The 21,498-nt window shown below is 75.2% G+C and carries 15 protein-coding genes, 1 pseudogene and 1 riboswitch; of the genes and pseudogenes, 3 read left to right on the top strand and 13 right to left on the bottom strand.

Going from position 1 to position 21,498, the window contains the following annotated elements:
• Positions 1 to 1,092: an amidohydrolase family protein gene (locus tag IO36_RS27955; RefSeq protein WP_037623805.1), complete on the top strand. Its 1,092-nt coding sequence runs from the start codon at positions 1 to 3 to the stop codon at positions 1,090 to 1,092.
• Between the two features lie 263 nt (positions 1,093 to 1,355).
• Positions 1,356 to 2,291 (top strand): SCO1860 family LAETG-anchored protein, encoded by a 936-nt coding sequence (locus IO36_RS27950; RefSeq protein ID WP_037623804.1) that lies wholly within the window; start codon positions 1,356 to 1,358, stop codon positions 2,289 to 2,291.
• An 895-nt stretch (positions 2,292 to 3,186) separates the two neighbouring features.
• On the opposite strand, the pseudogene cobC reads toward IO36_RS27950, so the two are convergent.
• The 6 genes and pseudogenes from cobC to cobM all read right to left on the bottom strand — a co-directional run.
• Positions 3,187 to 4,257 (bottom strand): annotated as a pseudogene (cobC, locus tag IO36_RS27945) (Rv2231c family pyridoxal phosphate-dependent protein CobC); the annotation flags it as partial.
• Positions 4,247 to 5,182, bottom strand: a complete 936-nt coding sequence (locus tag IO36_RS27940; RefSeq protein WP_037623802.1) for a sirohydrochlorin chelatase — start codon at positions 5,180 to 5,182, stop codon at positions 4,247 to 4,249. The pseudogene cobC and the gene IO36_RS27940, both read right to left, overlap by 11 nt.
• Positions 5,179 to 5,400: a hypothetical protein gene (locus IO36_RS27935; protein WP_037623801.1), complete on the bottom strand. Its 222-nt coding sequence runs from the start codon at positions 5,398 to 5,400 to the stop codon at positions 5,179 to 5,181. The genes IO36_RS27940 and IO36_RS27935 overlap by 4 nt, the downstream gene beginning before the upstream one ends.
• On the bottom strand, positions 5,397 to 7,103 hold the full coding sequence (gene cobJ, locus IO36_RS27930) for a precorrin-3B C(17)-methyltransferase (protein WP_037623800.1): 1,707 nt from the start codon (positions 7,101 to 7,103) through the stop codon (positions 5,397 to 5,399). The genes IO36_RS27935 and cobJ overlap by 4 nt, the downstream gene beginning before the upstream one ends.
• Positions 7,100 to 8,368, bottom strand: coding sequence for a bifunctional cobalt-precorrin-7 (C(5))-methyltransferase/cobalt-precorrin-6B (C(15))-methyltransferase (locus IO36_RS27925; RefSeq protein ID WP_037623850.1), 1,269 nt, complete (start codon positions 8,366 to 8,368; stop codon positions 7,100 to 7,102). Before IO36_RS27925 ends, cobJ begins: the two co-directional genes overlap by 4 nt.
• Positions 8,369 to 8,445: 77 nt before the next feature.
• Complete coding sequence (gene cobM / locus IO36_RS27920; protein WP_037623798.1) at positions 8,446 to 9,291, bottom strand: precorrin-4 C(11)-methyltransferase; 846 nt, start codon at positions 9,289 to 9,291, stop codon at positions 8,446 to 8,448.
• A 108-nt stretch (positions 9,292 to 9,399) separates the two neighbouring features.
• Here cobM and IO36_RS27915 point away from each other — a divergent pair, with 108 nt between their 5' ends.
• Positions 9,400 to 10,128 carry a ZIP family metal transporter gene (locus IO36_RS27915; RefSeq protein WP_037623797.1) on the top strand — a complete coding sequence of 243 codons (729 nt, stop codon included), beginning with the start codon at positions 9,400 to 9,402 and terminating at the stop codon, positions 10,126 to 10,128.
• Between the two features lie 38 nt (positions 10,129 to 10,166).
• On the opposite strand, the gene cobI is transcribed toward IO36_RS27915, so the two are convergent.
• From cobI to IO36_RS27880, 7 genes are read right to left on the bottom strand one after another with little or no spacing between them, the layout of a single operon-like run.
• Positions 10,167 to 10,916 carry a precorrin-2 C(20)-methyltransferase gene (cobI, locus tag IO36_RS27910; protein WP_037623796.1) on the bottom strand — a complete coding sequence of 250 codons (750 nt, stop codon included), beginning with the start codon at positions 10,914 to 10,916 and terminating at the stop codon, positions 10,167 to 10,169.
• Complete coding sequence (locus IO36_RS27905) at positions 10,913 to 12,364, bottom strand: cobyrinic acid a,c-diamide synthase CobB (protein WP_209441279.1); 1,452 nt, start codon at positions 12,362 to 12,364, stop codon at positions 10,913 to 10,915. The genes cobI and IO36_RS27905 overlap by 4 nt, the downstream gene beginning before the upstream one ends.
• Entirely contained in the window at positions 12,364 to 12,963 is a 600-nt protein-coding gene (cobO, locus tag IO36_RS27900) for a cob(I)yrinic acid a,c-diamide adenosyltransferase (protein WP_037623795.1), read from the bottom strand. Before cobO ends, IO36_RS27905 begins: the two co-directional genes overlap by 1 nt.
• Entirely contained in the window at positions 12,963 to 14,993 is a 2,031-nt protein-coding gene (locus tag IO36_RS27895) for a putative cobaltochelatase (protein WP_037623794.1), read from the bottom strand. Before IO36_RS27895 ends, cobO begins: the two co-directional genes overlap by 1 nt.
• Complete coding sequence (gene cobN, locus IO36_RS27890) at positions 14,990 to 18,646, bottom strand: cobaltochelatase subunit CobN (RefSeq protein WP_037623793.1); 3,657 nt, start codon at positions 18,644 to 18,646, stop codon at positions 14,990 to 14,992. The genes IO36_RS27895 and cobN overlap by 4 nt, the downstream gene beginning before the upstream one ends.
• A complete protein-coding gene (locus tag IO36_RS27885) occupies positions 18,643 to 20,235 on the bottom strand; it encodes a cobyric acid synthase (RefSeq protein ID WP_037623792.1) in 1,593 nt (530 codons plus the stop codon). The genes cobN and IO36_RS27885 overlap by 4 nt, the downstream gene beginning before the upstream one ends.
• A complete protein-coding gene (locus IO36_RS27880) occupies positions 20,232 to 21,203 on the bottom strand; it encodes a cobalamin biosynthesis protein (RefSeq protein ID WP_037623791.1) in 972 nt (323 codons plus the stop codon). Before IO36_RS27880 ends, IO36_RS27885 begins: the two co-directional genes overlap by 4 nt.
• A 107-nt stretch (positions 21,204 to 21,310) precedes the next feature.
• A riboswitch (cobalamin riboswitch) is annotated at positions 21,311 to 21,451 on the bottom strand.
• Positions 21,452 to 21,498: the final 47 nt, after the last annotated feature.

Raw genomic sequence — 21,498 nt, 5'->3', positions numbered from 1 at the left:
ATGAGCGATCACCCGGTACTGCACGTGAAGGGGCGGGTCCTCGTCGGACCCGACGACGTCCGCGACGAGCTGTGGGTCGTCGGCGGCCGGATCTCGTACGAGCGCCCCGGCGGCGCCCGTGACGTCCGCACCGTCGAGGGCTGGGCGCTGCCCGGCCTCGTCGACGCGCACTGCCACGTGGGGCTCGACGCCCACGGCCCGGTCCCGGCGGACGTCTCCGAGAAGCAGGCGCTGACCGACCGCGACGCCGGCACCCTCCTGATCCGGGACGCGGGCTCGCCCTCAGACACCCGCTGGATCGACGACCGCGAGGACCTCCCGAAGATCATCCGGGCCGGCCGGCACATCGCCCGCACCCGCCGCTACATCCGCAACTACGCCCATGAGATCGAGCCCGGGGACCTCGTCGCGTACGTCGCCCGGGAGGCCCGCAACGGCGACGGCTGGGTCAAGCTCGTCGGGGACTGGATCGACCGCGGCACCGGCGACCTGAGCGCCTGCTGGCCCCGCGACGCCGTCGAGGCCGCCATCGCCGAGGCGCACCGGCTCGGTGCCCGGGTCACCGCGCACTGCTTCGCCGAGGACTCGCTGCGGGACCTGGTCGAGGCGGGCATCGACTGCATCGAGCACGCCACCGGGCTCACCGAGGACACCGTCCCGCTCTTCGCCGAGCGCGGGGTCGCCATCGTCCCGACCCTGGTGAACATCGCCACCTTCCCGCGGCTCGCCGACGGCGGGGAGAGCAAGTTCCCCGACTGGTCGGCGCACATGCGGCGGCTGTACGAGCGCCGGTACGACACCGTGCGGGCCGCGTACGACGCCGGGATCCCCGTCTACGTCGGCACCGACGCGGGCGGCTCCCTCGCGCACGGCCTCGTCGCGGCCGAGGTCGCCGAGCTCGTCACCGCGGGCATCCCGCCCGTCGAGGCGCTGTCCGCCACCGCCTGGGGCGCCCGGCGCTGGCTGGGTCGGCCCGGACTCGACGAGGGAGCGCCCGCGGACCTCGTGGTCTACGACGCGGATCCGCGCGCCGACGTGCGGGTCCTGGCGGATCCGCGCCGGGTGGTCCTGAACGGACGCGTCATCGATTGACGGAGCGTGACGGTCCCGAGGGCGCGCTCGTTGAGCACCCTCGGGCCCGCCCCGCGCGGGAACGGTTCACCGGCAGGCGCGTCAACCGGCGCGTTCACCCGGGGGTGTTGACCGAGTGACGGCAGGGAACAGCCGTGCCCCGGGATTCGAAGGCGTGCGCGGTAAACCCACGAAGGAGTGAACTCACGTCAGGTGCCTGACTGTTCACTCTCAGTGCGTAATTCTTTCCGGGTCCCAGGCTTTCTCCTAGGGGGGTCCCACCCTTGAACAGCTACACCCACCGCACTCCCGCACGCCGTCTCGCCGTCACCGCGGCCGCCACCGTCCTCGCCGCGGGTCCCACCGCGCTGGCCGGCGCGGGCACCGCCCATGCGAGCGACGACCACGGCCGCGCGAGCGCCGTCGTGCTCCGCACCGGGCTCGACGTGTCCCTCCTCAAGAAGACCGTGGACGTCCCGCTCGCGGTCTCCCTGAACGAGGTGCAGGCACCGCAGAGCGCCGACAAGACCGCGCTCACCGCCCAGTTGGACGGCGTCGACCGGGGGCGGCCGTTCAGCGTGCTGCGCGCGGACGTCGCCCACGCCGAGGCCACGGTCTCGGCCGCCAAGGCCGAGGGCTCGACCCACCTCGCGCACGCCGTGGTCCACGTCCCCGGGCTGCCGCTGCTGTCGCTCATCGAGGTCGAGCAGGTGACCTCGAAGGCGACCTGCGAGGCGGGGAAGCAGCCCGTCGCCACCGCGAATCTGCTGGGCTCCGTCACCGTGCTCGGCAAGAAGGTCACGGTGACGACGGGCGGCCCGACGCATGTGAAGGTGCCCGGGGTCGGGGAGGTGCGGCTCGACCTCTCCAAGACCGAGACGACCTCCCGGACCGCGGCCGCCTCCGCGCTCGAACTCAACGTGTCCGTCGACCCGTTGAAGCTGGGCGTGGCCGCCGTCGAGGGCACGGTGACCCTGGCGAAGTCGACCTGCGAGTCCCCGGCCGCGCCCGCCGCCGAGGAGTCCGCGTCCCCCGCCCCCTCGAAGGAGGCCGACGCCCCCGTGGCCGAGGCGTCCCCGCAGGGCGGGCAGGAGGAGGAGACCGGGGGCCTCGCCGAGACCGGGGGCAGCTCCATGACGCCGTACCTGGCCGGCGGCGCGGCGGTCCTGCTCGCCGCGGGCGCCGGAGCGGTCACCCTCTCCCGCCGCCGCAGGAGCTGACTCCGGCGGCGGCCGGTCCGGCCCGAGGGGCGGGGCGGTTCCCGAGGCAGGGGGACCGGAGGGGGACCGGGCCTGTGCCCTGACGAGGGCGACGGGTCCCGGGCGAGGGGCCGGTCAGGACGGCGCCGGGAGGCCGGGGGCCGCGGCTGAGGCCGCGGCGGGAGTGTGCCTGACGGGCCGGCCGACGGCGGGAGCCCGGTTCCCGCCCGCCGGGCCGGTCGGCGAGGGCGCGGGCGCACCTGACGGGGCGGACCGGGGTGGGGCCCATGCCGACCCCGGCGCGACGCGGGCTGCCCCGGTGGCCGTCGTGCCGGGACCGGACGTCCGCGCCGGGCCGCTCAGGTCAGGGGGAGTTCCGGGGCGGCTTCGGACGGGGGCAGGGCGAGGGCGTCGGCGGCTGCCGGGGCGCAATGATCCCGGTCCCGTCCCCGGCCTCGCCGTTCCCGGGGGTGTGGCCTCGCCAGTCCCCGGCCTCGCTCTTTCCGGCGGTGTGGTCCTGCCCGTCTCGGGCCTCGCCGTTCCCGGGGGTGTGGTCCCGCCGGTCTCCGGTCTCGCCCTCTCCGGCGGTACGGCCCCGCCGGTCTCCGGTCTCGCCGTTCCCGGAGACGTGGCCTCGCCAGCCCCCGGCCTTGCCCTGCCCGGCAGTACGGCCCTGCCGGCCTCCGGTCTCGCCGTTCCCGGGGGTGGCCTCCCGGCCGTCCTCTGCGCCGCCGGGCTTGCCGGTTCCGTCGTGCCCGAGGGCGGGGCCCCCGTCCCGTCCAGCAGCGGGGCCGCCGCCGGTTCCGTCGTGCCCGAGGGCCGGATCCCCGTCCCGTCCAGCAGCGGGGCCGCCGCCTCCGTCGTTCCCGGGGGCCGTGCCTCCGTTCTGCGCCGGTGCGGGCCCCGCTCCGTCCCCGGCGATGGTCATCGCGCGGTCCAGGGCCTGGAGGAAGCGGTTGACCGTCGCCCGGTCCCGTACCGCGATGCGCAGCCACGCGTCCCCGAGCCCCGGGAACGTGTCACCGCGCCGCACCGCGAACCCGAGATCGCGCAGCCCCCGGCGCACCCCGGCGGCCCGGGGCAGCCGGACCAGGACGAAGGAACCCTCCGCGGGCTCCACCACCCGCAACCCGTCGGTGCAGGCGAACTCCCGCAGTCCCGCGACCAGATGGTCCCGGTCCTTGGCGATCCGCCGGGCCGCGTGGGCGGCCTCCGCCAGCGCCTGCGAGGACACGCACGCCTCCGCGGCGGCGAGCGCGGGCGTGGAGACCGGCCACAGCGGCTGGGCGCGCTCCAGCCGGGCGATCGTCGCGGGGTCGGCGAGCACGTAGCCGATCCGCAGCCCCGCGAGACCCCAGGTCTTGGTGAGGCTGCGCAGCACGACGAGTCCGGGCACGTCGGTCTGCCCGGCCAGCGCCTCCCGCTCGCCCGGCACCGCGTCCATGAACGCCTCGTCGACCACCAGCACCCGCCCGGGGCGGGCCAGCCCCGCGACGACCCCGGCCGGGTGCAGCACCGAGGTCGGGTTGGTCGGATTGCCGATCACGACCAGATCCGCGTCCTCGGGGACGGCCGCCGGATCGAGCCGGAAGCCGTCCTCCTCGCGCAGCAGCACCCGGCCCACCGTGTGCCCGGCGTCCCGCAGCGCGGCCTCGGGCTCGGTGAACTGCGGGTGCACGACCACCGGCCGGCGCACCTCCAGGGCGCGCGCGAGCAGCACGAACGCCTCGGCCGCGCCCGCCGTGAGCAGTACCCGCTCCACCGGCAGCCCGTGCCGCGCCGCCACCGCCGCCCGCGCGGCCCGCCCGTCCGGGTAGGCCGCGAGCGAGGGCAGCGAGGCGGTGATCCGGTCGAGCAGCCAGCCGGGCGGGGTGTCCGCCCGGACGTTCACGGCCAGATCGGTCAGCTTGGAACCGTCGTCGCGCACCTCGGCGTCGCCGTGGTGCCGCAGATCGTGCCCGCCCTCGGCGGCCTCGTCAGTGGGCATGGGAATGCGTGTGCCCCCCGTGATGGTGGTGCCCGTGTCCGTCGTGGCCGCCGTCGTCGTCCGGGTGGAAGTGCGGCTGCTGGGGGAGCCCCACCTTGTCCTCGAAGCCGGGCAGCGCGATGCGGTAGACGCAGGAGTCGCAGTTCATCCGCACGGCGCCCGCCACTGCCTCACGGTAGCGCTCCATGACCAGGTCGAGCAGTTCGGGTTCGGGACCGATGACGTCGGCGGAGCGCACCTCGGCCTCGGGATGCGCGGCCGCCCAGTCCTCCGTCTGCCGCCGCACCCGGTCCGGGAGGATGCCGGTGAACAGGAAGTAGGGCAGGACCACGATCCGGCGGGCGCCCAGCCTCACGCAGCGGTCGAGGCCCGAGGGAACGTCCGGTGCCGCCAGGGACACGAACGCGGTCTCGACGCCCGCGTAGCCGCGGCCCTCCCACAGCAGCCGGGCGGCCCTGTGCACCTCGGCGTTGGCGTCCGGGTCGGTGGACCCGCGGCCCACGAGCAGCACCGTCACCTCGGCCCGCTCCTCGGGCGTCGTGACGCTGTCGCCCAGCGCCTCCTCCAGCCGCCGCTCCAGCACGGCGAGCAGCGACGGATGCGGGCCCAGCGGACGGCCGTACGTGTACGAGATCCCGGGGTGCCGTTCCTTCTCGCGGGCCAGCGCCGCCGGGATGTCGCCCTTGGCGTGCCCGGCGGACACCAGCATCAGCGGCACGGCGGCGAAACGCCGTACCCCCTGGGCGACGAGTTCGCCGACGGCCTCGCCCAGCGGGGGCGGCGACAGCTCGATGAACCCGCCGGCGACGGGCAGTTCGGGATGGCGGCGGCCCAGCTCCCGTACGAAGGAACGGAAGGCCTCGGCTCCGGCCTCGTCCCGGGTGCCGTGTCCGGCGACGAGCAGGGCGGGGGGCGGGGTGGTCACGATGTCTCCTCGGCGGCGTCGGCCGCGGTGGTCTTCGAGGCCTGGTGGGCCCGGTCGGTCTGCGGGGCCGGGTCGGCCCCCACGGTCTGCGGGGCGAGATCGGCCCGCACGGCCTCGTCCGAGGCCCGCTCGGCCCCGGGGACCGGGAGGCGGACTCCGGCGGAACCCCGCCCGAGCGGGTGCCCGGTCCGGGGCGGTGCCTGGCTCACGGGGCTCACTCGGTCTCCTTCTGCCAGCGGTAGCCGCGCGGGGTCACCATGCGCCCGGCGATCTCGCGGGTCGCCGTGTTGCCCACGGTCACCACGGTCATCATGTCGACGATCGCCGGATCCAGGGACCCCAGCGTCGTGACCCGGCTCGACTCGTCCGGCCGGGAGGCGTTGCGCACGACCCCCACCGGCGTCGCCGCCTCCCGGTGCTCGGCGAGGATCGCGAGCGCCTTCGGCAGCTGCCAGTCCCGGCCCCGGCTGCGGGGGTTGTAGAAGGTCACGACGATGTCGGCCTCGGCCGCCGCGCGCACCCGGCGCTCGATGACCTCCCACGGCGTGTGCAGGTCGGACAGGCTGATGGACACATGGTCGTGGCCGAGCGGCGCGCCGAGGATCGCCCCCGCCGCGAGCGCCGCGGTCACGCCCGGCACCCCGACGACGTCGATGTCGTCCGACGCCTCGGCCAGCGCGGGCGAGGCCATCGCGTACACGCCCGCGTCGCCGCTGCCGATCAGCGCGACGGCCTGTCCGCGCCGGGCCTCGGCCACCGCCGTGCGCGCCCGCTCCTCCTCGGCGCCGAGCCCCGACTCCAGGATCAGGGTGCCAGGCCGCAGCAGGTCGCGGATCTGGTCGACGTACTGGTCGAGCCCGACGAGCACCGCGGCCCGCCGCAGTTCCGCCGTCGCCCGCGGGGTGAGCAGATCGCGGGCCCCGGGGCCCAGGCCGACGACCGCGAGCCGTCCGCGCGCCGGGCGGCGCGCCACCGCGCAGGTCGCCATCGCGGGCCGCCCGTCGTCCCGTACCGACTTCCGCTTGGGCACCAGGAGTTCGCCCCCGCCGATCAGCGCGGCGGCCTCCGCCACGGACGGGGTCCCGACGGCCGCGAGCGGCGCGCCGGAGGGGTTCGGGACGTCGACCGCCGCCAGTTCCTCGGCTGTGTACGTGACGACCGGGACCCCGAGCCGGGCGGCGGCCCCGACGATGCCGGGCTCCTCCGACTTGGCGTCCACGGTGGCCAGTTCGGCCACCGACGCCGCCGAGAGCCCGGCCTCGCGCAGGGTGTCCCCGACGAGGCCGAGGACCTCCTCCACGGGCGCGCCCCGGGAGGCGCCGACACCGACGACCAGGGTCGGCGGACGCAGGACGACCTCGCGCGCGACGGGCTCCCGGTCACGGTCGCTCACCCGGACCACGGCGGCACCCGGCGTCGCGGGGCTTCCCACGTTCGGCGGCAGGGCGGGCAGCGGCCAGGGCGACTCCCGCTCCAGCACGACCGGTTCGCCGTCCAGCATCGCCCGCGAGACCCCGGCGACATCCCCTTCCACGGGGAGGCCGAGGGTGTCGAGTCCGGGCACGCCCACCGCGTCCGTGGCCGTCGTGACCACCGGCTGGGCTTCCAGCAACTCCCCCACCTCGCGGGCGAGTTCGTTGGCCCCTCCCGCGTGCCCGCCGATCAGCGACACGGCGAACCGTCCCGCCTCGTCGACGCACACCACACCGGGGTCCGACGCCTTGTCGCCGAGCAGCGGCGCGACGAGCCGTACGACCGCGCCGGTGGCCAGGAAGCACACCAGGTGGTCGCACTCCGCGAAGGCCCGCCGCACGGCCTCCGCCACGGGTCCGTCGTAGACCCGGGTACGGGTGGGCCAGGCCGCGGCGAGCCGGTCACGGGCCGCCGTGCCCGCCGCCGTGGCGGAGATCAGGCCGATCACTGGAGGACTCCTTCGGTAGGGGCCGGGGGCCGGACGCCCCACAGCACAAAGACGGGATTGGCCGCCGCGAGCCGGGAGACCCCGCCCGGCAGCGGGGCGAGCCGCGAGGACTGCAACAGGACGCCGTCGCAGACGAGTCCGGCGGCGGTGAGCGCGTCCCGGGCGGCCGGCACCCGGTCGAGCGCGGCCATCGCGATCACGACGGCCCGCCGGGCCCGCCGCGCGCACACCGAGACGATCTCCGGCAGCTCCCGTCCGCCGCCGCCGATGAACACCGCGTCCGGGTCGTGCGGAGCGTCCAGGGCGGACAGTGCGCCAGGCGCGGCCCCGTGCACGACCCGCACGTCCACGCCGTGCGCCGCAGCGTTGGCGCGGACCCGCTCGCAGCCGTCCTCGGTCTTCTCGACCGCGGTCACCGCGGCGCCGAACCGCGCGCACTCCACGGCGACGGAACCGGAGCCCGCGCCGATGTCCCACACCAGGTCGCCGAGCCCGGGCCCGATCCGGGCCAGGGCCAGCGCCCGCACCTCGAACTTGCTGATCATCGAGTCGCGGTGGGCGAACTCGCCCTCCTCCAGGGCCCAGCGGTCCGGGCCGGCCACCGGGCCGGCGACGGTCCGCACCGGCGCCAGGGCCCGCGCCTCGTCCAGACACAGCACGACACTGACCGCCGGACCCCAGTCGCGGGCGGCCGCCTCGGCGGGGGTGACCCGCTCGACCCGCTCCCGCTCCGGATCGCCGAGGGCGCTCGCCACCACCAGGACGCGCTCCGCGCCCGCGTCGGCCAGGGCCGCGCCCAGCTCGGCTGGCCCCGACCCGGGAGCGGTCAGCACCGCCACCTTGGGCCGCGACCGGCAGATCAGGACGGCCGTGCGCGGATCACGCCCGTGCGCGCTGACCACCACCGCGTCGTCCCAGGGCAGCCCGAGCCGGGAGAAGGCGGCCGCCACCGACGAGACCCCGGGGCGCACGTCCAGCCGCTCCGACCCGAACCGCTCGGCGAGCGCCCGCACGATCCCGAAGAATCCGGGGTCGCCCGAGGCGAGCACCACGACCGGGCCCTCGCGCTCCCCTTCGGCCGCGTACCGCTCGATCCGGTCAAGGGCCGGTGCCAGCGGCCCGAGCACCACCCGCTCCGCCCGCTCCGGTGTCCGGGCGGCCGTCAGATGCCGCCGGGCGCCCACGACCAGCCCGGCCCCGGCGAGCACCGCCTCGGCCTCCGGGGAGAGCGGCGCACCCGTGCCCGTACCGACGACGGTGATCACACCGGGCCGGCCCGCCGGAGGGGCGGACGCGTCCCGCCCGCCGGCCGGCCGGACCCCCGCTCCGGTGACGTCCACGCTCACGACGCCGGGTCCTGGGTACCGCCCGCACCGGCCCGGCGCGCGGCCCGCAGCTCGGCGCGCGCCTGCGGGTCGGCCTTGCGGAAGCCGTGGAAGTGACCCGGGTGGTAGAGGTGCGAGCGGGTGCCGCTCGCGTCGAGGGCGGGGCCGACCAGGAAGAGCGTGTGCTTCCAGAGCTTGTGCTCCTTGACGGTCTCCTCCAGCGTGCCGACCGTGCACCTCACGATCAGTTCCTCCGGCCAGGTCGCCTGGTAGGCCACGACGACCGGTGTGCTCGTGGGATAGCCGCCCTCGAGCAGCTCCCGCACCAGCTGCCCGCTGCGCGCCGCCGACAGGAACAGCGCCATCGTCGTGCCGTGCCTCGCGAACTCGCGGACGTCCTCCCCGGGCGGCATCGGCGTCTTGCCGCCGCCGAGCCGGGTCAGGATCACGGACTGGGCGACCTCGGGGATCGTCAGCTCGCGCTGCGCGATCGCGGCGACGGCGGAGAAGGACGAGACGCCCGGCACGATCTCCGTGTCGATGCCGATCTCGGCGCACCGGTCGACCTGTTCCTGCGTCCCGCCCCACAGGGCCGGGTCGCCGGAGTGGATCCGCGCCACCCGCAGGCCCTCGTCGCGGGCCCGTTCGTAGACGGCGACGACGTCCTCCAGCGACATCGTCGCCGAGTCGAGGATCTCGGCGCCCTCGCGCGCGTGGCCGAGGACCTCGGCCTGCACCAGGCTCGCCGCCCAGATCACGACGTCGGCCTCGGCGATGGCCCGCGCGGCGCGGAAGGTCAGCAGGTCGGCGGCGCCGGGGCCGGCACCGACGAAGGTCACCTTGCCGGTGGGGGCTTCGGCCATGGGAATGGGTCCTCTCCTACGGAAGATCGGGGTGCTGCGAGGGGTTCAGTGGGCCCGGGGCCGTCGCCTGAGGTGCGGACACGGGGGTGGATCGGATAGCAAGGGCCTATGGCGGTCCTCGTCGCGCTCGGCGCGTTCCTGATGACGCTGGCCGGCGGCTGGACGGCGCAGCGGGTGACCGACCGCCGCCATCTGGTGCTCGGCCTGGCCGGGGGCCTGATGCTGGGCGTGGTCGGCCTGGACCTGCTGCCGGAGGCGCTGGACGCGGCGGGCACCGAGGTGTTCGGGGTCCCGGCCGCGCTGCTGCTTTTCGTGGGTGGCTTCCTGCTGGCCCATCTGGTCGAACGGCTCCTCGCCCACCGCCGGGCCGCGCACGGGGGCGGGGAGAACGACGGACGGGCGCCCGAGGTGGGCCTGACGGCGGCCGCCGCGATGGTCGGCCACAGCGCGATGGACGGCGTCGCGATCGGCGCCGCCTTCCAGGTCGGCGGGGGCATGGCGCTGGCCGTCGCCCTCGCGGTCATCGCGCACGACTTCGCGGACGGCTTCAACACGTACACGATCACGAGCCTGTACGGGAACGCCCGCCGCAAGGCCCTGTTCATGCTGTACGCGGACGCGGCGGCCCCCATGATCGGTGCCGCCTCGACGCTCTTCTTCACCATCCCCGAACGGGTGCTCGGCGGGTACCTCGGTCTCTTCGGCGGCGTGCTGCTCTACCTCGCCGCCGCCGAGATCCTCCCGGAGGCGCACCACGACCACCCGGCCCGCTCGACCCTGCTCTGCACGGTCGCGGGGGTGGCCTTCATCTGGCTGGTGGTGGGCCTCGCGGGCTGAGCCCGTGGGGCCGGCCGGGCGTGCCGGGCGGGGGAGGGTCACAGCTTTCCGCCGCGGGTCCCGTCGCGGCGCGCGGGCGCGATGAGCGTCGACAGGTACGGGAGCGGTTCGCCGTCGAGGTCGGCGGCCGGGCGGATCGACTCGGCGTCGAGACCGAGCGCCGACCCCCAGACGGCGTCCTCGAGCCGCCCGCTGTCCCGCAGCGCCTCGGCCACCTCGGCGGCCTGCCGCCCGAACTTGTACGCGACCACCGTGCCGGGCCCGTTCAGCGCGTCCTTGAGCACGGCCGAGCCCGCGGTCACCGGGACGAGGGTGAGCGGTTCGGTCCCCTCGGTCAGGACCGCGCCCGAGCGCGCGGCGAGGTCCTGCATGGCGGTGATGCCGGGCACCGTCTCCACCACCGTGCCGGGGACCAGCTCCCCGATCGTGTGCGCGAGGTAGGTGAACGTGGAGTACACGTTGGGGTCGCCGATGGTGGCGAAGGCGACCGTGCCGTGCCGGGCGAGCAGGCCCGCGACCCGGTCGCCGGCGGCGTCCCAGGCGGCCTCGCGCCGCTCCCGGTCGCTGCGCTCGTTGAGCGCGAACACCACCCGGACGACCTTCTGCTCGGACACGTAGTGCAGGACGGTCGCCTCGGCCCGTCCCCGCTCCCCGCCGTCCGTCCCGTCCGCCGCGGCCATGACGGGGACGACGACGACGTCCGCGGCGCGCAGGGCGTTGACGCCCTTGACGGTCACCAGCTCCGGGTCACCGGGACCGACCCCGACTCCGATCAGCTTGCTGCTCATGACGTCAGGCACCTCTCGACGAACCGACGGGCCACGCCGGGCTCGGACGCCCAGTGCGTGTGCAGATAACTCGCGTGCACGCCTCGCTGCACGAAACCTTCGACGCGCCGTTCGGGGGCGCGCATCCCCCAGGCCGGGGACGGCCCGGCGCCCGGTTCCACGACCGTGCGGTGGAACTCGTGCCCGCGCATCCGGGTGCCGGCCGGGGCGAGCACGCTGTCGCCGAGGGCCACGGCGTCCCGGTAGCCGAGGGTCAGCCGCTCGTCCATCCGGGCCCGCGCGTCGAGCACCCCGCACATCGGCCGCCCGTCCAGCTCCCGGCACAGGTAGAGCAGCCCGGCGCACTCGGCGGCCACCGGCGCACCCGACTCCGCGAGGGCCGCGACGGCCTTGCGCAGCGGCTCGTTGGCGGACAGCTCGGCCGCGTACACCTCGGGGAAACCGCCGCCTATCACCAGCCCGCCCGTCCCCTCGGGCAGCTGCTCGTCGCGCAGCGGGTCGAAGGGGACGACCTCGGCGCCGGCGGCGGCGAGGAGCTCGGCGTGCTCGGCGTAGGAGAAGGTGAACGCCTCCCCGCCCGCGACGGCCACCACGGGCACCCGCTTCCCGGCCGGGCGGGTCGGGTGGCCGCTGAGCGCCTCGGCTCCGGAGACGGCCACCACGGGCGCACGCTTGTCGGCGGAGCGAGTCGGGTGGTCGTGGGTGGGCGGGGCCACGGCCTCGGCCGGGTCCCAGGCCGCACCCGACAACGCACCGGCAGTGCGCGCCAGCGCCGCCAGCGCGTCCAGGTCGCACCCTTCGGCGACCTGCGCCGCCATCGCCGCGACGGCCGCGACCGCCTCCGCCCGCCGCTCGGCGACCGGCACGAGACCGAGGTGCCGGGACGGCGTGTCCACCTGCGGCGCCCGCCGCAGTACACCGAGCACCGGCACCCCGGAGGAGTCCAGCGCGTCGCGCAGCAGCGCCTCGTGCCGGTCCGAGGCGACCTTGTTCAGGATCACGCCCCCGATCCGCACCTCCGGGTCCCAGGAGGCGAAGCCGTGCACCAGCGCGGCCACGGACCGCGACTGCGAGGACGCGTCGACGACCAGCACCACGGGCGCCCGCAGCAGCTTCGCCACATGGGCCGTGGAGGCCAGTTCGCCCTCGCCCGCGGCCCCGTCGTACAGCCCCATCACGCCCTCGACGACCGCGAGGTCGCAGCCGCGCGCCCCGTGCGCGAACAGCGGCCCGATCAGGTCCGCTCCGCACAGGTACGCGTCGAGGTTGCGCCCCACGCGCCCGGTGGCGAGCGCGTGGTACCCGGGGTCGATGTAGTCGGGCCCCACCTTGTGCGGGGACACGGCGAGCCCCCGACCGGCGAGGGCCGCCATCAGCCCCGTGGCGACGGTGGTCTTGCCGCTGCCCGAGGAGGGTGCGGCGACGACCAGCCGGGGGACGGAGGACATCACCACTCGATGCCCCTCTGGCCCTTCTGGCCGGCGTCCATCGGATGCTTGACCTTGGACATGTCGGTCACCAGATCGGCGAAGTCCACCAGTTTCTCGGGGGCGTTGCGCCCGGTGATCACGACGTGCTGGGTGCCCGGCCGGTCCCGCAGCACCGCGACGACCTCGTCGGTGTCGATCCAGCCCCAGTGCATCGGATAGGCGAACTCGTCGAGCACGTACAGCCGGTACGTCTCGGCGGCCAGGTCGCGCTTGACCTGCTCCCAGCCCTCGCGGGCCTTGTCCTCGTTGTCCATCTGCGCGTCGCGCTGGACCCAGGACCAGCCCTCGCCCATCTTGTGCCAGTCGACGCTGCCGCCCTCGCCGGAGGCGCCGAGCACCCGCAGCGCGTTCTCCTCGCCTACCTTCCACTTCGCCGACTTGACGAACTGGAACACCCCGATGGGCCACCCCTGGTTCCAGGCGCGCAGCGCGAGCCCGAACGCGGCGGTCGACTTGCCCTTGCCGATGCCCGTGTGCACGACGACCAGCGGCCGGTTGCGGCGCTGGCGGGTCGTCAGACCGTCGTCCGGCACGACACTCGGCTGTCCCTGCGGCACTAGGCGGCCCTCCTCGAAGTCGACGTCCCCTGCACATCCCTGACCAGACCGGCGATCGAGTCGGCCCGCAACTCGTCCAGCGTCACCGCCGCGCCGCCCAGTTCACCCGCGAGCCGCCCCGCGAGCCCGAGCCGGACCGGCCCGCTCTCGCAGTCGACGACCACCGAGGCGACCTGCCCGGCCGCCAGCAGCCCCGCCGCGCGCCCGGCCAGTGCCACCGGCTCGGCCCCGCCCGTGGCACGTCCGTCCGTCACCACCACGACGAGGGCACGGCGCGCCGGGTCCCGCAGCCGTTCCACCCGCAGCACCTCGTGCGCCTTCAGCAGCCCGGCCGCCAGCGGAGTGCGCCCGCCCGTCGGCAGCGACTCCAGCCGGGCCGCCGCCGCGTCCACCGAGGAGGTCGGCGGCAGCGCGACCTCGGCGGCCGACCCACGGAAGGTCACCAGACCGACCTTGTCCCGCCGCTGGTAGGCGTCCAGGAGCAGTGACAGGACCGCGCCCTTGACCGCGCCCATCCGCTGCCGGGCCGCCATCGATCCGGAGGCGTCCACCACGAACAGCACGAGGTTGCCCTCACGGCCCTCCCGCGTCGCCTGCCGCAGATCGTCCCGCCGCACCACCAGCCCCGGGCCCGAGCGGCCCCGTGCCCGCTGGTGCGGAGCAGCGGCCTGCACGGTCGCCGCCAGGTGCAGCTTGGTCAGCGACCCGCGGGGACGGCGCGACCCGGTCGTGCGGCCGTGCTCGGTCCGCGCCCGTGACCGCCGTCCGGCCGCGCCCTCGCCGATCCCGGGCACGCTCAGCGTCCTCGTGCGAAAGGGCTCGGCGGCCCGGACCGGGGACTGCTCGGGGCCCTGTCCGGCCGGCGCCTTCCCGTTCTCCGCCGGCTCGCCCTGCGCCGGCACGTCACCGGCCGGGGAGCCCTCGTCCGGACCGTCCTGCGGCGGCGGACCGCCACCGCCGGGCCCGTCCGGACCGGGGTCCGGGTCCGGGTCCGGGTCGTCGTCCGTCCCGTCGCCGCCGCCCCCGAACTCCTCCAGCGTCTCGTCCAGCTTGTCCTCGTCGAGCCCGGGCGCGTCGAAGGGGTTGCGGCGGCGCCGGTGCGGCAGCGCGAGCAGCGCGGCCTGCCGGACGTCCTCGGCGAGCACCTCGGTGCGTCCCGCCCAGGCGGCCAGCGCGGTCGCGGTCCTGGCCATCACGATGTCGGCGCGCATGCCGTCCACCTCGAAGGCCGCGCAGGTCGCCGCGATCTGCCGCAGCGCGCCGTCGCCGAGCCGCACGGAGGGCAGCAGCGCGCGCGCCGCCACGATCCGCGCCCGTACGGCGGCCTCCTCGCCGGCCCAGCGCGCGGCGAAGCCGGCCGGGTCGTCGTCGTACGCGAGCCGTCGCCGTACGACCTCCACCCGCTGGTCGGGCTCGCGCGAGGCGGCGACCTCGACCGTCAGCCCGAACCGGTCGAGCAACTGCGGCCGCAGTTCGCCCTCTTCGGGGTTCATCGTCCCCACGAGCAGGAACCGCGCCGCGTGCCGTACGGAGACACCCTCGCGTTCCACGTACGAGGCGCCCATCGCGGCCGCGTCCAGCAGCAGGTCGACCAGGTGGTCGTGGAGCAGGTTGACCTCGTCGACGTACAGGATCCCGCGGTGCGCGTCGGCGAGCAGCCCCGGCTCGAAGGCCTTGACGCCCTCGGCGAGCGCCCGCTCGATGTCCAGGGCGCCGACCAGCCGGTCCTCGGAGGCGCCGACGGGCAGCTCGACCATCCGGGCCGGGCGCCCGGTGCCGGTACCCGCCTCGTGCGGTCCGTCCGGGCAGCCGGGATCGGGGGAGCCGGGGTCGCAGGAGAACCGGCACCCGGGCACGACGGCCACCTCCGGCAGCAGCGCCGAAAGGGCCCGCACCGCGGTCGACTTGGCGGTGCCCTTCTCGCCGCGGACCAGCACTCCGCCGACGGCGGGCGAGACGGCGTTCAGCAGCAGCGCGAGCCGCAGGTCGTCCTGGCCGACGACGGCCGTGAAGGGAAAGGGGGTGCTCACTGGTCGTCGCCCTCCAGGTCGCCTTCGAGCTCCAGATACGTGGCGCGCAGCCGCTCCAGGGTCTCCGCGTCCGGCTCGGCCCACAGGCCCCGGTCCGCGGCCTCCAGCAGCCGCTCCGTGATGCCGCGCAGGGCCCACGGGTTGGACTTCTTCATGAAGTCCCGGTTCTCCGCGTCGAAGACGTACTCCGCGCTGAGCTTCTCGTACATCCAGTCGTCCACGACCCCGGCCGTGGCGTCGTAGCCGAACAGGTAGTCCACGGTCGCCGCCATCTCGAAGGCGCCCTTGTAGCCGTGCCGGCGCATCGCCGCCATCCAGCGCGGGTTGACCACCCGGGCCCGGAAGACCCGGTGGGTCTCCTCGCCCAGCGTGCGGGTCTTCACCTGGTCCGGCACCGCGGAGTCGCCGACGTACGCCTCGGGGGAGGCCCCGGTGAGGTGGCGGACCATCGCGACCATGCCGCCGTGGTACTGGAAGTAGTCGTCGGCGTCGACGAGGTCGTGCTCGCGGGTGTCGACGTTCTTGGCCGCCACCGCGATCCGCCTGAACGCCGTCTCCATGTCGCCGCGCGCCGCCCGTCCCTCGAGCCCGCGCCCGTAGGCGTAGCCGCCCCAGACGGCGTAGACCTCGGCGAGGTCGGCGTCCGAGCGCCAGTTGCGGGCGTCGATCAGCGGCAGCAGACCGGCGCCGTACGCGCCCGGCTTGGAGCCGAAGACGCGGGCGGTCGCGCGCCGCCGGTCGCCGTGCCCGGCGGTGTCCTCGTCGGCGTGCGCGCGGACGAAGTTGCGGTCCGCGGGCTCGTCCAGCTCGGCCACCGCCCGTACGGCGTCGTCGATCAGCGCGATCACGTGCGGGAACGCGTCCCGGAAGAAGCCGGAGATACGGACCGTGACGTCGATGCGCGGGCGGCCCAGCTCCTCCAGCGGCACGATCTCGAAGCCGGTCACCCGGCGCGAGGCGTCGTCCCAGACCGGACGGCAGCCCAGCAGCGCGAGGATCTCGGCGATGTCGTCGCCCTGGGTGCGCATGGCGGACGTGCCCCACACCGTCAGCCCGACCGACGTCGGGTAGGCGCCGGTGTCCTGGAGGTAGCGCTGGACGAGGGAGTCGGCGAGGGACTGCCCGACCTCCCAACTGAGCCGGGAGGGAATGGCCTTGGGGTCGACGGAGTAGAAGTTGCGGCCGGTCGGCAGGACGTTGACGAGTCCGCGCGTCGGTGAGCCCGAGGGGCCCGCCGGGATGTAACCGCCGTCCAGGGCCTTGAGGATGTGGCCGATCTCGTCCGTCGTGCGGGCGAGCCGCGGCACCACCTCGCGGCAGGCGAACTCAAGCACCGCGACGGCGTCCGGGAGTTCGGTGCCGAGGACCTCGCGCACCAGCGCGGGCACGGCCGCCGTCTCCCAGCCCCGCTCCTCCATGCCGAGGGCCGCCCGCCGGCACAGCTGCTCCAACAGGTCGATCGCGTCGGCCGCCGTGCGGGCCGGACCCTCCACGAGGTCCGTCAGCTCGACGGGCGCCTTCACCGGGGCCCCCGGCTCGGCCAGCAGCTCCTTCTCCACCAGCCCGAAGTGCTCGGCGAGCGCGGCGCGCAGGCCGGGCAGGGCGTTCGCCGTGCCGCCCCACACCTGGGAGGCGCGCAGCACGGCGAGCACGAGGTTCACCCGCGGTTCGGCCTCCGGGCCGCCGCCCAGGATGTGCAGACCGTCGCGGATCTGCACGTCCTTGATCTCGCACAGATAGCCGTCGATGTGCATCACGAACTCGTCGAAGTCGCCGTCGTCCGGCTGCTCGTCGACGTGCAGGTCGTGGTGCAGCTCGGCCGCCTTGACCAGCGTCCAGATCTGCGCGCGCACCGCCGGGGCCTTCGTCGGGTCCAGGTCGGACACGAGCGCGTACTCGTCGAGGAGCTGTTCCAGCTTCGCGAGGTCGCCGTACGTGTCGGCGCGGGCCATCGGCGGCACCAAGTGGTCGACCACGGTGGCGTGCCCGCGGCGCTTGGCCTGCGTGCCCTCACCGGGGTCGTTCACGATGAACGGGTAGACCAGGGGGAGTTCGCCGAGGACCGCGTCGGGCGCGCAGCCGCCGCCGAGCCCGAGCCCCTTGCCCGGCAGCCACTCCATCGTGCCGTGCTTGCCCATGTGCACGACCGCGTCCGCGCCGAAACTGTTCTCCAGCCAGCGGTAGGCGGCCATGTAGTGGTGCGACGGCGGCATGTCGGGGTCGTGGTAGATCGCGATCGGGTTCTCGCCGAAGCCACGCGGCGGCTGGATCATCACGACGACGTTCCCGAACTCCAGGCAGGCGAGCACGATGTCGTCGCCGTCGACGTAGAGGGAGCCCGGCGGCTCGCCCCAGGCCTCCAGCATGCCCTCGCGCAGGGCGGGGTCGAGGGTCTCGAACCAGGCCCGGTAGTCGGCGAGGGGCACACGCGCCGGAGCGGCGGCCAGCTGCTCCTCGGTCAGCCACTCGACGTCGTGGCCGCCGGCCTCGATCAGCCGGTGGATCAACTCGTCGCCGTTGTCCGGGTATTCGGTCAGCGCGTAGCCGGCGTCCCGGAGCGCGTCGAGGACCCGGACCGCGGAGGCGGGGGTGTCGAGGCCCACCGCGTTGCCGACCCGGGAGTGCTTCGTCGGATAGGCGGTGAAGACGATCCCGAGCTTCTTCTCCGCGTTCGGCTTGTGCTTCAGCCGGGCGTGGCGCAGGGCGATCCCGGCGACCCGGGCGGCCCGCTCGGGGTCGGCGACGTACACCGGGACGTCGTCAGGGCCCTGCTCCTTGAACGAGAACGGCACGGTGATCAGCCGGCCGTCGAACTCCGGGATGGCGACCTGCATCGCCGCGTCCATGGGGGACAGCGCGGCGTCCGAGGCGGCCCAGGCGGCCCTCGACGAGGTCAGGCACAGCCCTTGGAGCACCGGGACGTCGAGGTCGGCGAGCGCCCCGATGTCCCAGGCCTCCTCGTCGCCGCCCGCGGACGCCTCGGAGGCATGGGTGCCGCCCGCCGCGAGGACGGTGGCGACGAGGGCGTCGGCGCGGCCGAGGATCCCGTACAGGCCCGGGTCTGCCCCGCGCAGCGAACCGCAGTACACGGGAAGGGCGTTGGCGCCCCGGGCCTCGATCGCGTCGCACAGCGTGTCCACGAACGCGGTGTTCCCGGACAGCTCGTGCGCCCGGTAGAACAGCACGCCGACCGTCGGCCGGCCCTCGGTGAAGGCACGCTCGCCGTGGACGCCGAACTCCGCCGTCCGGTGCGGCTCCTCGAAGCCCTCGCCCGTCAGCAGCACGGTGTCGGAGAGGAACCGGGCCAGCTCCCCGAGGTTGGCCGGACCGCCCTCGACGAGGTAGCGCAACGCCTCGGCGACCACGCCCGCGGGCACCGACGACTCGGCCATCAGTTCGGCGTCGGGCACCGACTCGCCGCCCAGCAGCACGGTCGGGATCCCGGACGCCTTCAGAAAGGCCAGCCCGTCCTCCCAGGCGCGCTTGCCGCCGAGCAGCCGCACGACGGCCAGGTCCGCGCCCTCGACCAGCGCGGGCAGTTCGGCGCCGACGTCCACCCGGGTCGGATTGCCGATCCGGTAGGCGGCGCCGCTGGCACGGGCGGCCAGCAGATCCGTGTCGGCGGTCGACAACAACAACAACACAGTGCTCATGCGGGTGCTCCCGGTGGAATGAAGGGCAGTCCTTGCGGCGCGCCGGACTCGATGAGCCGCCACAGCGCGTCCGTGTCCGCGTGTTCCTCGATCAGGTCGCCGAGCCGGTCCAGCTGCTCCTCGCGCAGCGCCGCGAACGACGTGTCGGGGGCCGGCACGAAGCGGCGGCCCGCGGCGGCGGCCACCTCGCGCAGGAAGGCCCGCCGGAAACCGTCCGACTCCAGTGACCCGTGCCAGTGCGTGCCCCACACGGCGCCGACCCGGCAGCCGTCCAGGCCCGCTCCGTCGGCGTCCGACATGAACGTCCGGCCGCCCGTCACCTCGGCGACGCCGTGATGGATCTCGTACCCCTCGACGTGCTCGCCGAGGGCCCTGCCCACCGGCCGGGCCAGGGTCTTCTCCCGCGCGAACCGCACGCGTACGGGCAGCAGTCCGAGCCCGTCGACGTGGCCGACGCGGGACTCGACCTCGTCCTCGATGTGCTCGCCGAGGAGCTGGTAACCGCCGCACACACCGAGGACGGGCCGCCCCTCGGCGGCCCGGCGCGCGATGGCGTCCGCGAGGCCGCGCTCGCGCAGCCACCGGAGCGCCTTGACCGTGCCGCGGGTGCCGGGCACGACGACCAGATCGGCGTCGGCCAGTTCCTCGGCCCGGTCCACGAACCGCACGACGACACCCGGTTCGGCGGCCAGCGCGTCCACGTCGGTGAAGTTGGACATCAGCGGGATCGCGCAGACGGCGACCCGCAGGACGTCCTCGCCGACGGGGGAGGAGACCGCCGACTCGCGGACGGCCCCGCGCAGCGAGACCCGCAGTCCGTCCTCCTCGTCGATCCCGAGCCCGTGCCGGAACGGCAGTACGCCGTACGTGCGCCGCCCGGTGAGGCCGTGCAGCATGTCCAGCCCCGGCTCCAGCAGACTCACGTCACCGCGGAACTTGTTGACGAGGAACCCGGCGACGAGCGCCTGGTCCTCGGGAGACAGCAGCGCGACCGTCCCGAAGAACGAGGCGAACACCCCGCCCCGGTCGATGTCGCCGACGACGAGCACGGGAAGCCCGGCGTTGCGCGCCACCCCCATGTTCACGATGTCGGTGCGCCGCAGGTTGATCTCGGCCGGACTCCCGGCGCCTTCACAGATCACCGCGTCATACGTGCCCCGCAACGTCGCCAGACAGTCGAGGACGGTCGCGAGGAGTGCTTCCTGGCGCCCCCCGCGCAACCGGTCCCCGGGGGACGCGCTCCCCGGGGCGCCGGTCCCGGACCCGGCCGTCCCGAAGAACCCGCGCGCGCTCATCTCGCCCACCGGCCTGCCCATCAGGACGACCTGGCTGGTGCGGTCGCCGCCCGGCTTGAGCAGCACGGGGTTCATCAGCGCGGTCGGCTCCACCCGGGCGGCCTGCGCCTGCATGGCCTGCGCCCGCCCGATCTCGGCGCCCTCGCGGGTCACGAACGAGTTCAGGGACATGTTCTGCGCCTTGAACGGCGCGACCTTGACGCCCTGGCGCGCCAGCCACCGGCAGATCCCGGCGGTCACGACGCTCTTGCCCGCGTCGGAGGTGGTCCCGGCGATCAGCAGCCCGCCGCTCATACGGTGCGTCCCTTCCTGGTGGACGAAGCCCGTCCGGTCCGGCCGAGCAGGATCCGGGCGGCGGCGCTCACCCCGAGCGCGAGCCAGCCGACGCGCCGGGAGAGCCGTACGGCCCGTTCGATGTCGTGGACCTCGACGGCGCGCCCCGTGCCGTTGAGCACGGGCCGGTGCTCGACCCGCCCGCCGTACGCGAGGGTGCCGCCGAGCCGGACGCCGAGGGTGCCCGCGAACGAGGCCTCCACGGGACCGGCGTTGGGGCTCGGATGCCGGCGGGCGTCGGCGCGCCAGGCACGCAGGGCGCCGCGCGGGTCGGGCCCGGCCACGGCCGCGAGGACGGCGGTCAGCCGCGCTCCCGGCCAGCCGGCCAGGTCGTCGAGCCGGGCGGAGGCCCAGCCGTAGCGCCGGTACCGGGGGGACTTGTGTCCGACCATGGCGTCGAGGGTGTTGACCGCGCGGAAGGCGACGAGTCCGGGCACGCCGGCGACGGCGCCCCAGACCAGGGCGCCCACGACGGCGTCGGAGGTGTTCTCGGCGACGGACTCGACGACGGCGCGCGCGACGCCGTCGGCGTCCAGCGCCTGCGGGTCGCGTCCGCACAGGTGCGGCAGCCGCTCCCGGGCCACGGCGAGGTCACCGGCGGCGAGCGCGCCGCCGATCGCCCGCGCCTCGCGGCCGAGGGAGGTTCCCCCGACGACGGACCAGGTGGCGGCGGCGGTCAGCGCGACGGACGCGGCGGGCGAGGTACGGACACGACGGCTCGCGAGCACGGCGAGTCCGGTGGCGCCGCCGACGCAGACGGCGGTGTGCAGGGCGCCCCACCCGCGGTGGTCGCGCCACAGGGTCCGCTCCACGGTCGCGGCGGCCCGCCCGAACGCGGCGACCGGATGCCCTCGGCGGGGATCGCCGAGCAGCAGGTCGCCGAGAAGGCCGGCGGCGGCGCCGTACGCGAAGACGCGATCGGCACGCACGGGGTCAGCCGGCCGTGGGGTGCGGCGGAACCTTCGTACTCAGCGGAACGGGCAACGGGCAGCCGCGCATGGCGATATGTCCTCACTCAGGGTGTCCACGCCCTGGTTCGACGAGACCGGCGGTGAGAGTTCCTGGCTCCCGGGGAGTTTCTTCCCCGATGACAGTGGCGGGACCGCGCCGGATTCGCACCGGCTTCCTCTCATGCCGCCGTACTTGGCTCCGGCAGTCCACCACGGGGCGAGAACGGCCGTCAACTGGCTGTTGACCTGCGGAGGGACAGTGTGCGCAGGCCCA

The organism is Streptomyces aureus, assembly GCF_000725495.1.
GTDB classification, from domain to species: Bacteria; Actinomycetota; Actinomycetes; order Streptomycetales; family Streptomycetaceae; genus Streptomyces; species Streptomyces aureus_B.
The sequence above is the reverse complement of the archived record's forward strand: the minus strand, read 5'-3'. Positions and strand labels throughout refer to the sequence as shown.

Excerpts from the sequence above, each read along its gene's own strand:
- IO36_RS27955 (WP_037623805.1), top strand. The coding sequence starts at position 1 with ATGAGCGATCACCCGGTACTGCACGTGAAGGGGCGGGTCCTCGTCGGA.
- cobM (WP_037623798.1), bottom strand. The coding sequence starts at position 9,291 with ATGGCCGAAGCCCCCACCGGCAAGGTGACCTTCGTCGGTGCCGGCCCC.
- IO36_RS27915 (WP_037623797.1), top strand. The coding sequence starts at position 9,400 with ATGGCGGTCCTCGTCGCGCTCGGCGCGTTCCTGATGACGCTGGCCGGC.
- cobI (WP_037623796.1), bottom strand. The coding sequence starts at position 10,916 with ATGAGCAGCAAGCTGATCGGAGTCGGGGTCGGTCCCGGTGACCCGGAG.
- IO36_RS27905 (WP_209441279.1), bottom strand. The coding sequence starts at position 12,364 with ATGTCCTCCGTCCCCCGGCTGGTCGTCGCCGCACCCTCCTCGGGCAGC.
- cobN (WP_037623793.1), bottom strand. The coding sequence starts at position 18,646 with ATGAGCACTGTGTTGTTGTTGTTGTCGACCGCCGACACGGATCTGCTG.
- IO36_RS27885 (WP_037623792.1), bottom strand. The coding sequence starts at position 20,235 with ATGAGCGGCGGGCTGCTGATCGCCGGGACCACCTCCGACGCGGGCAAG.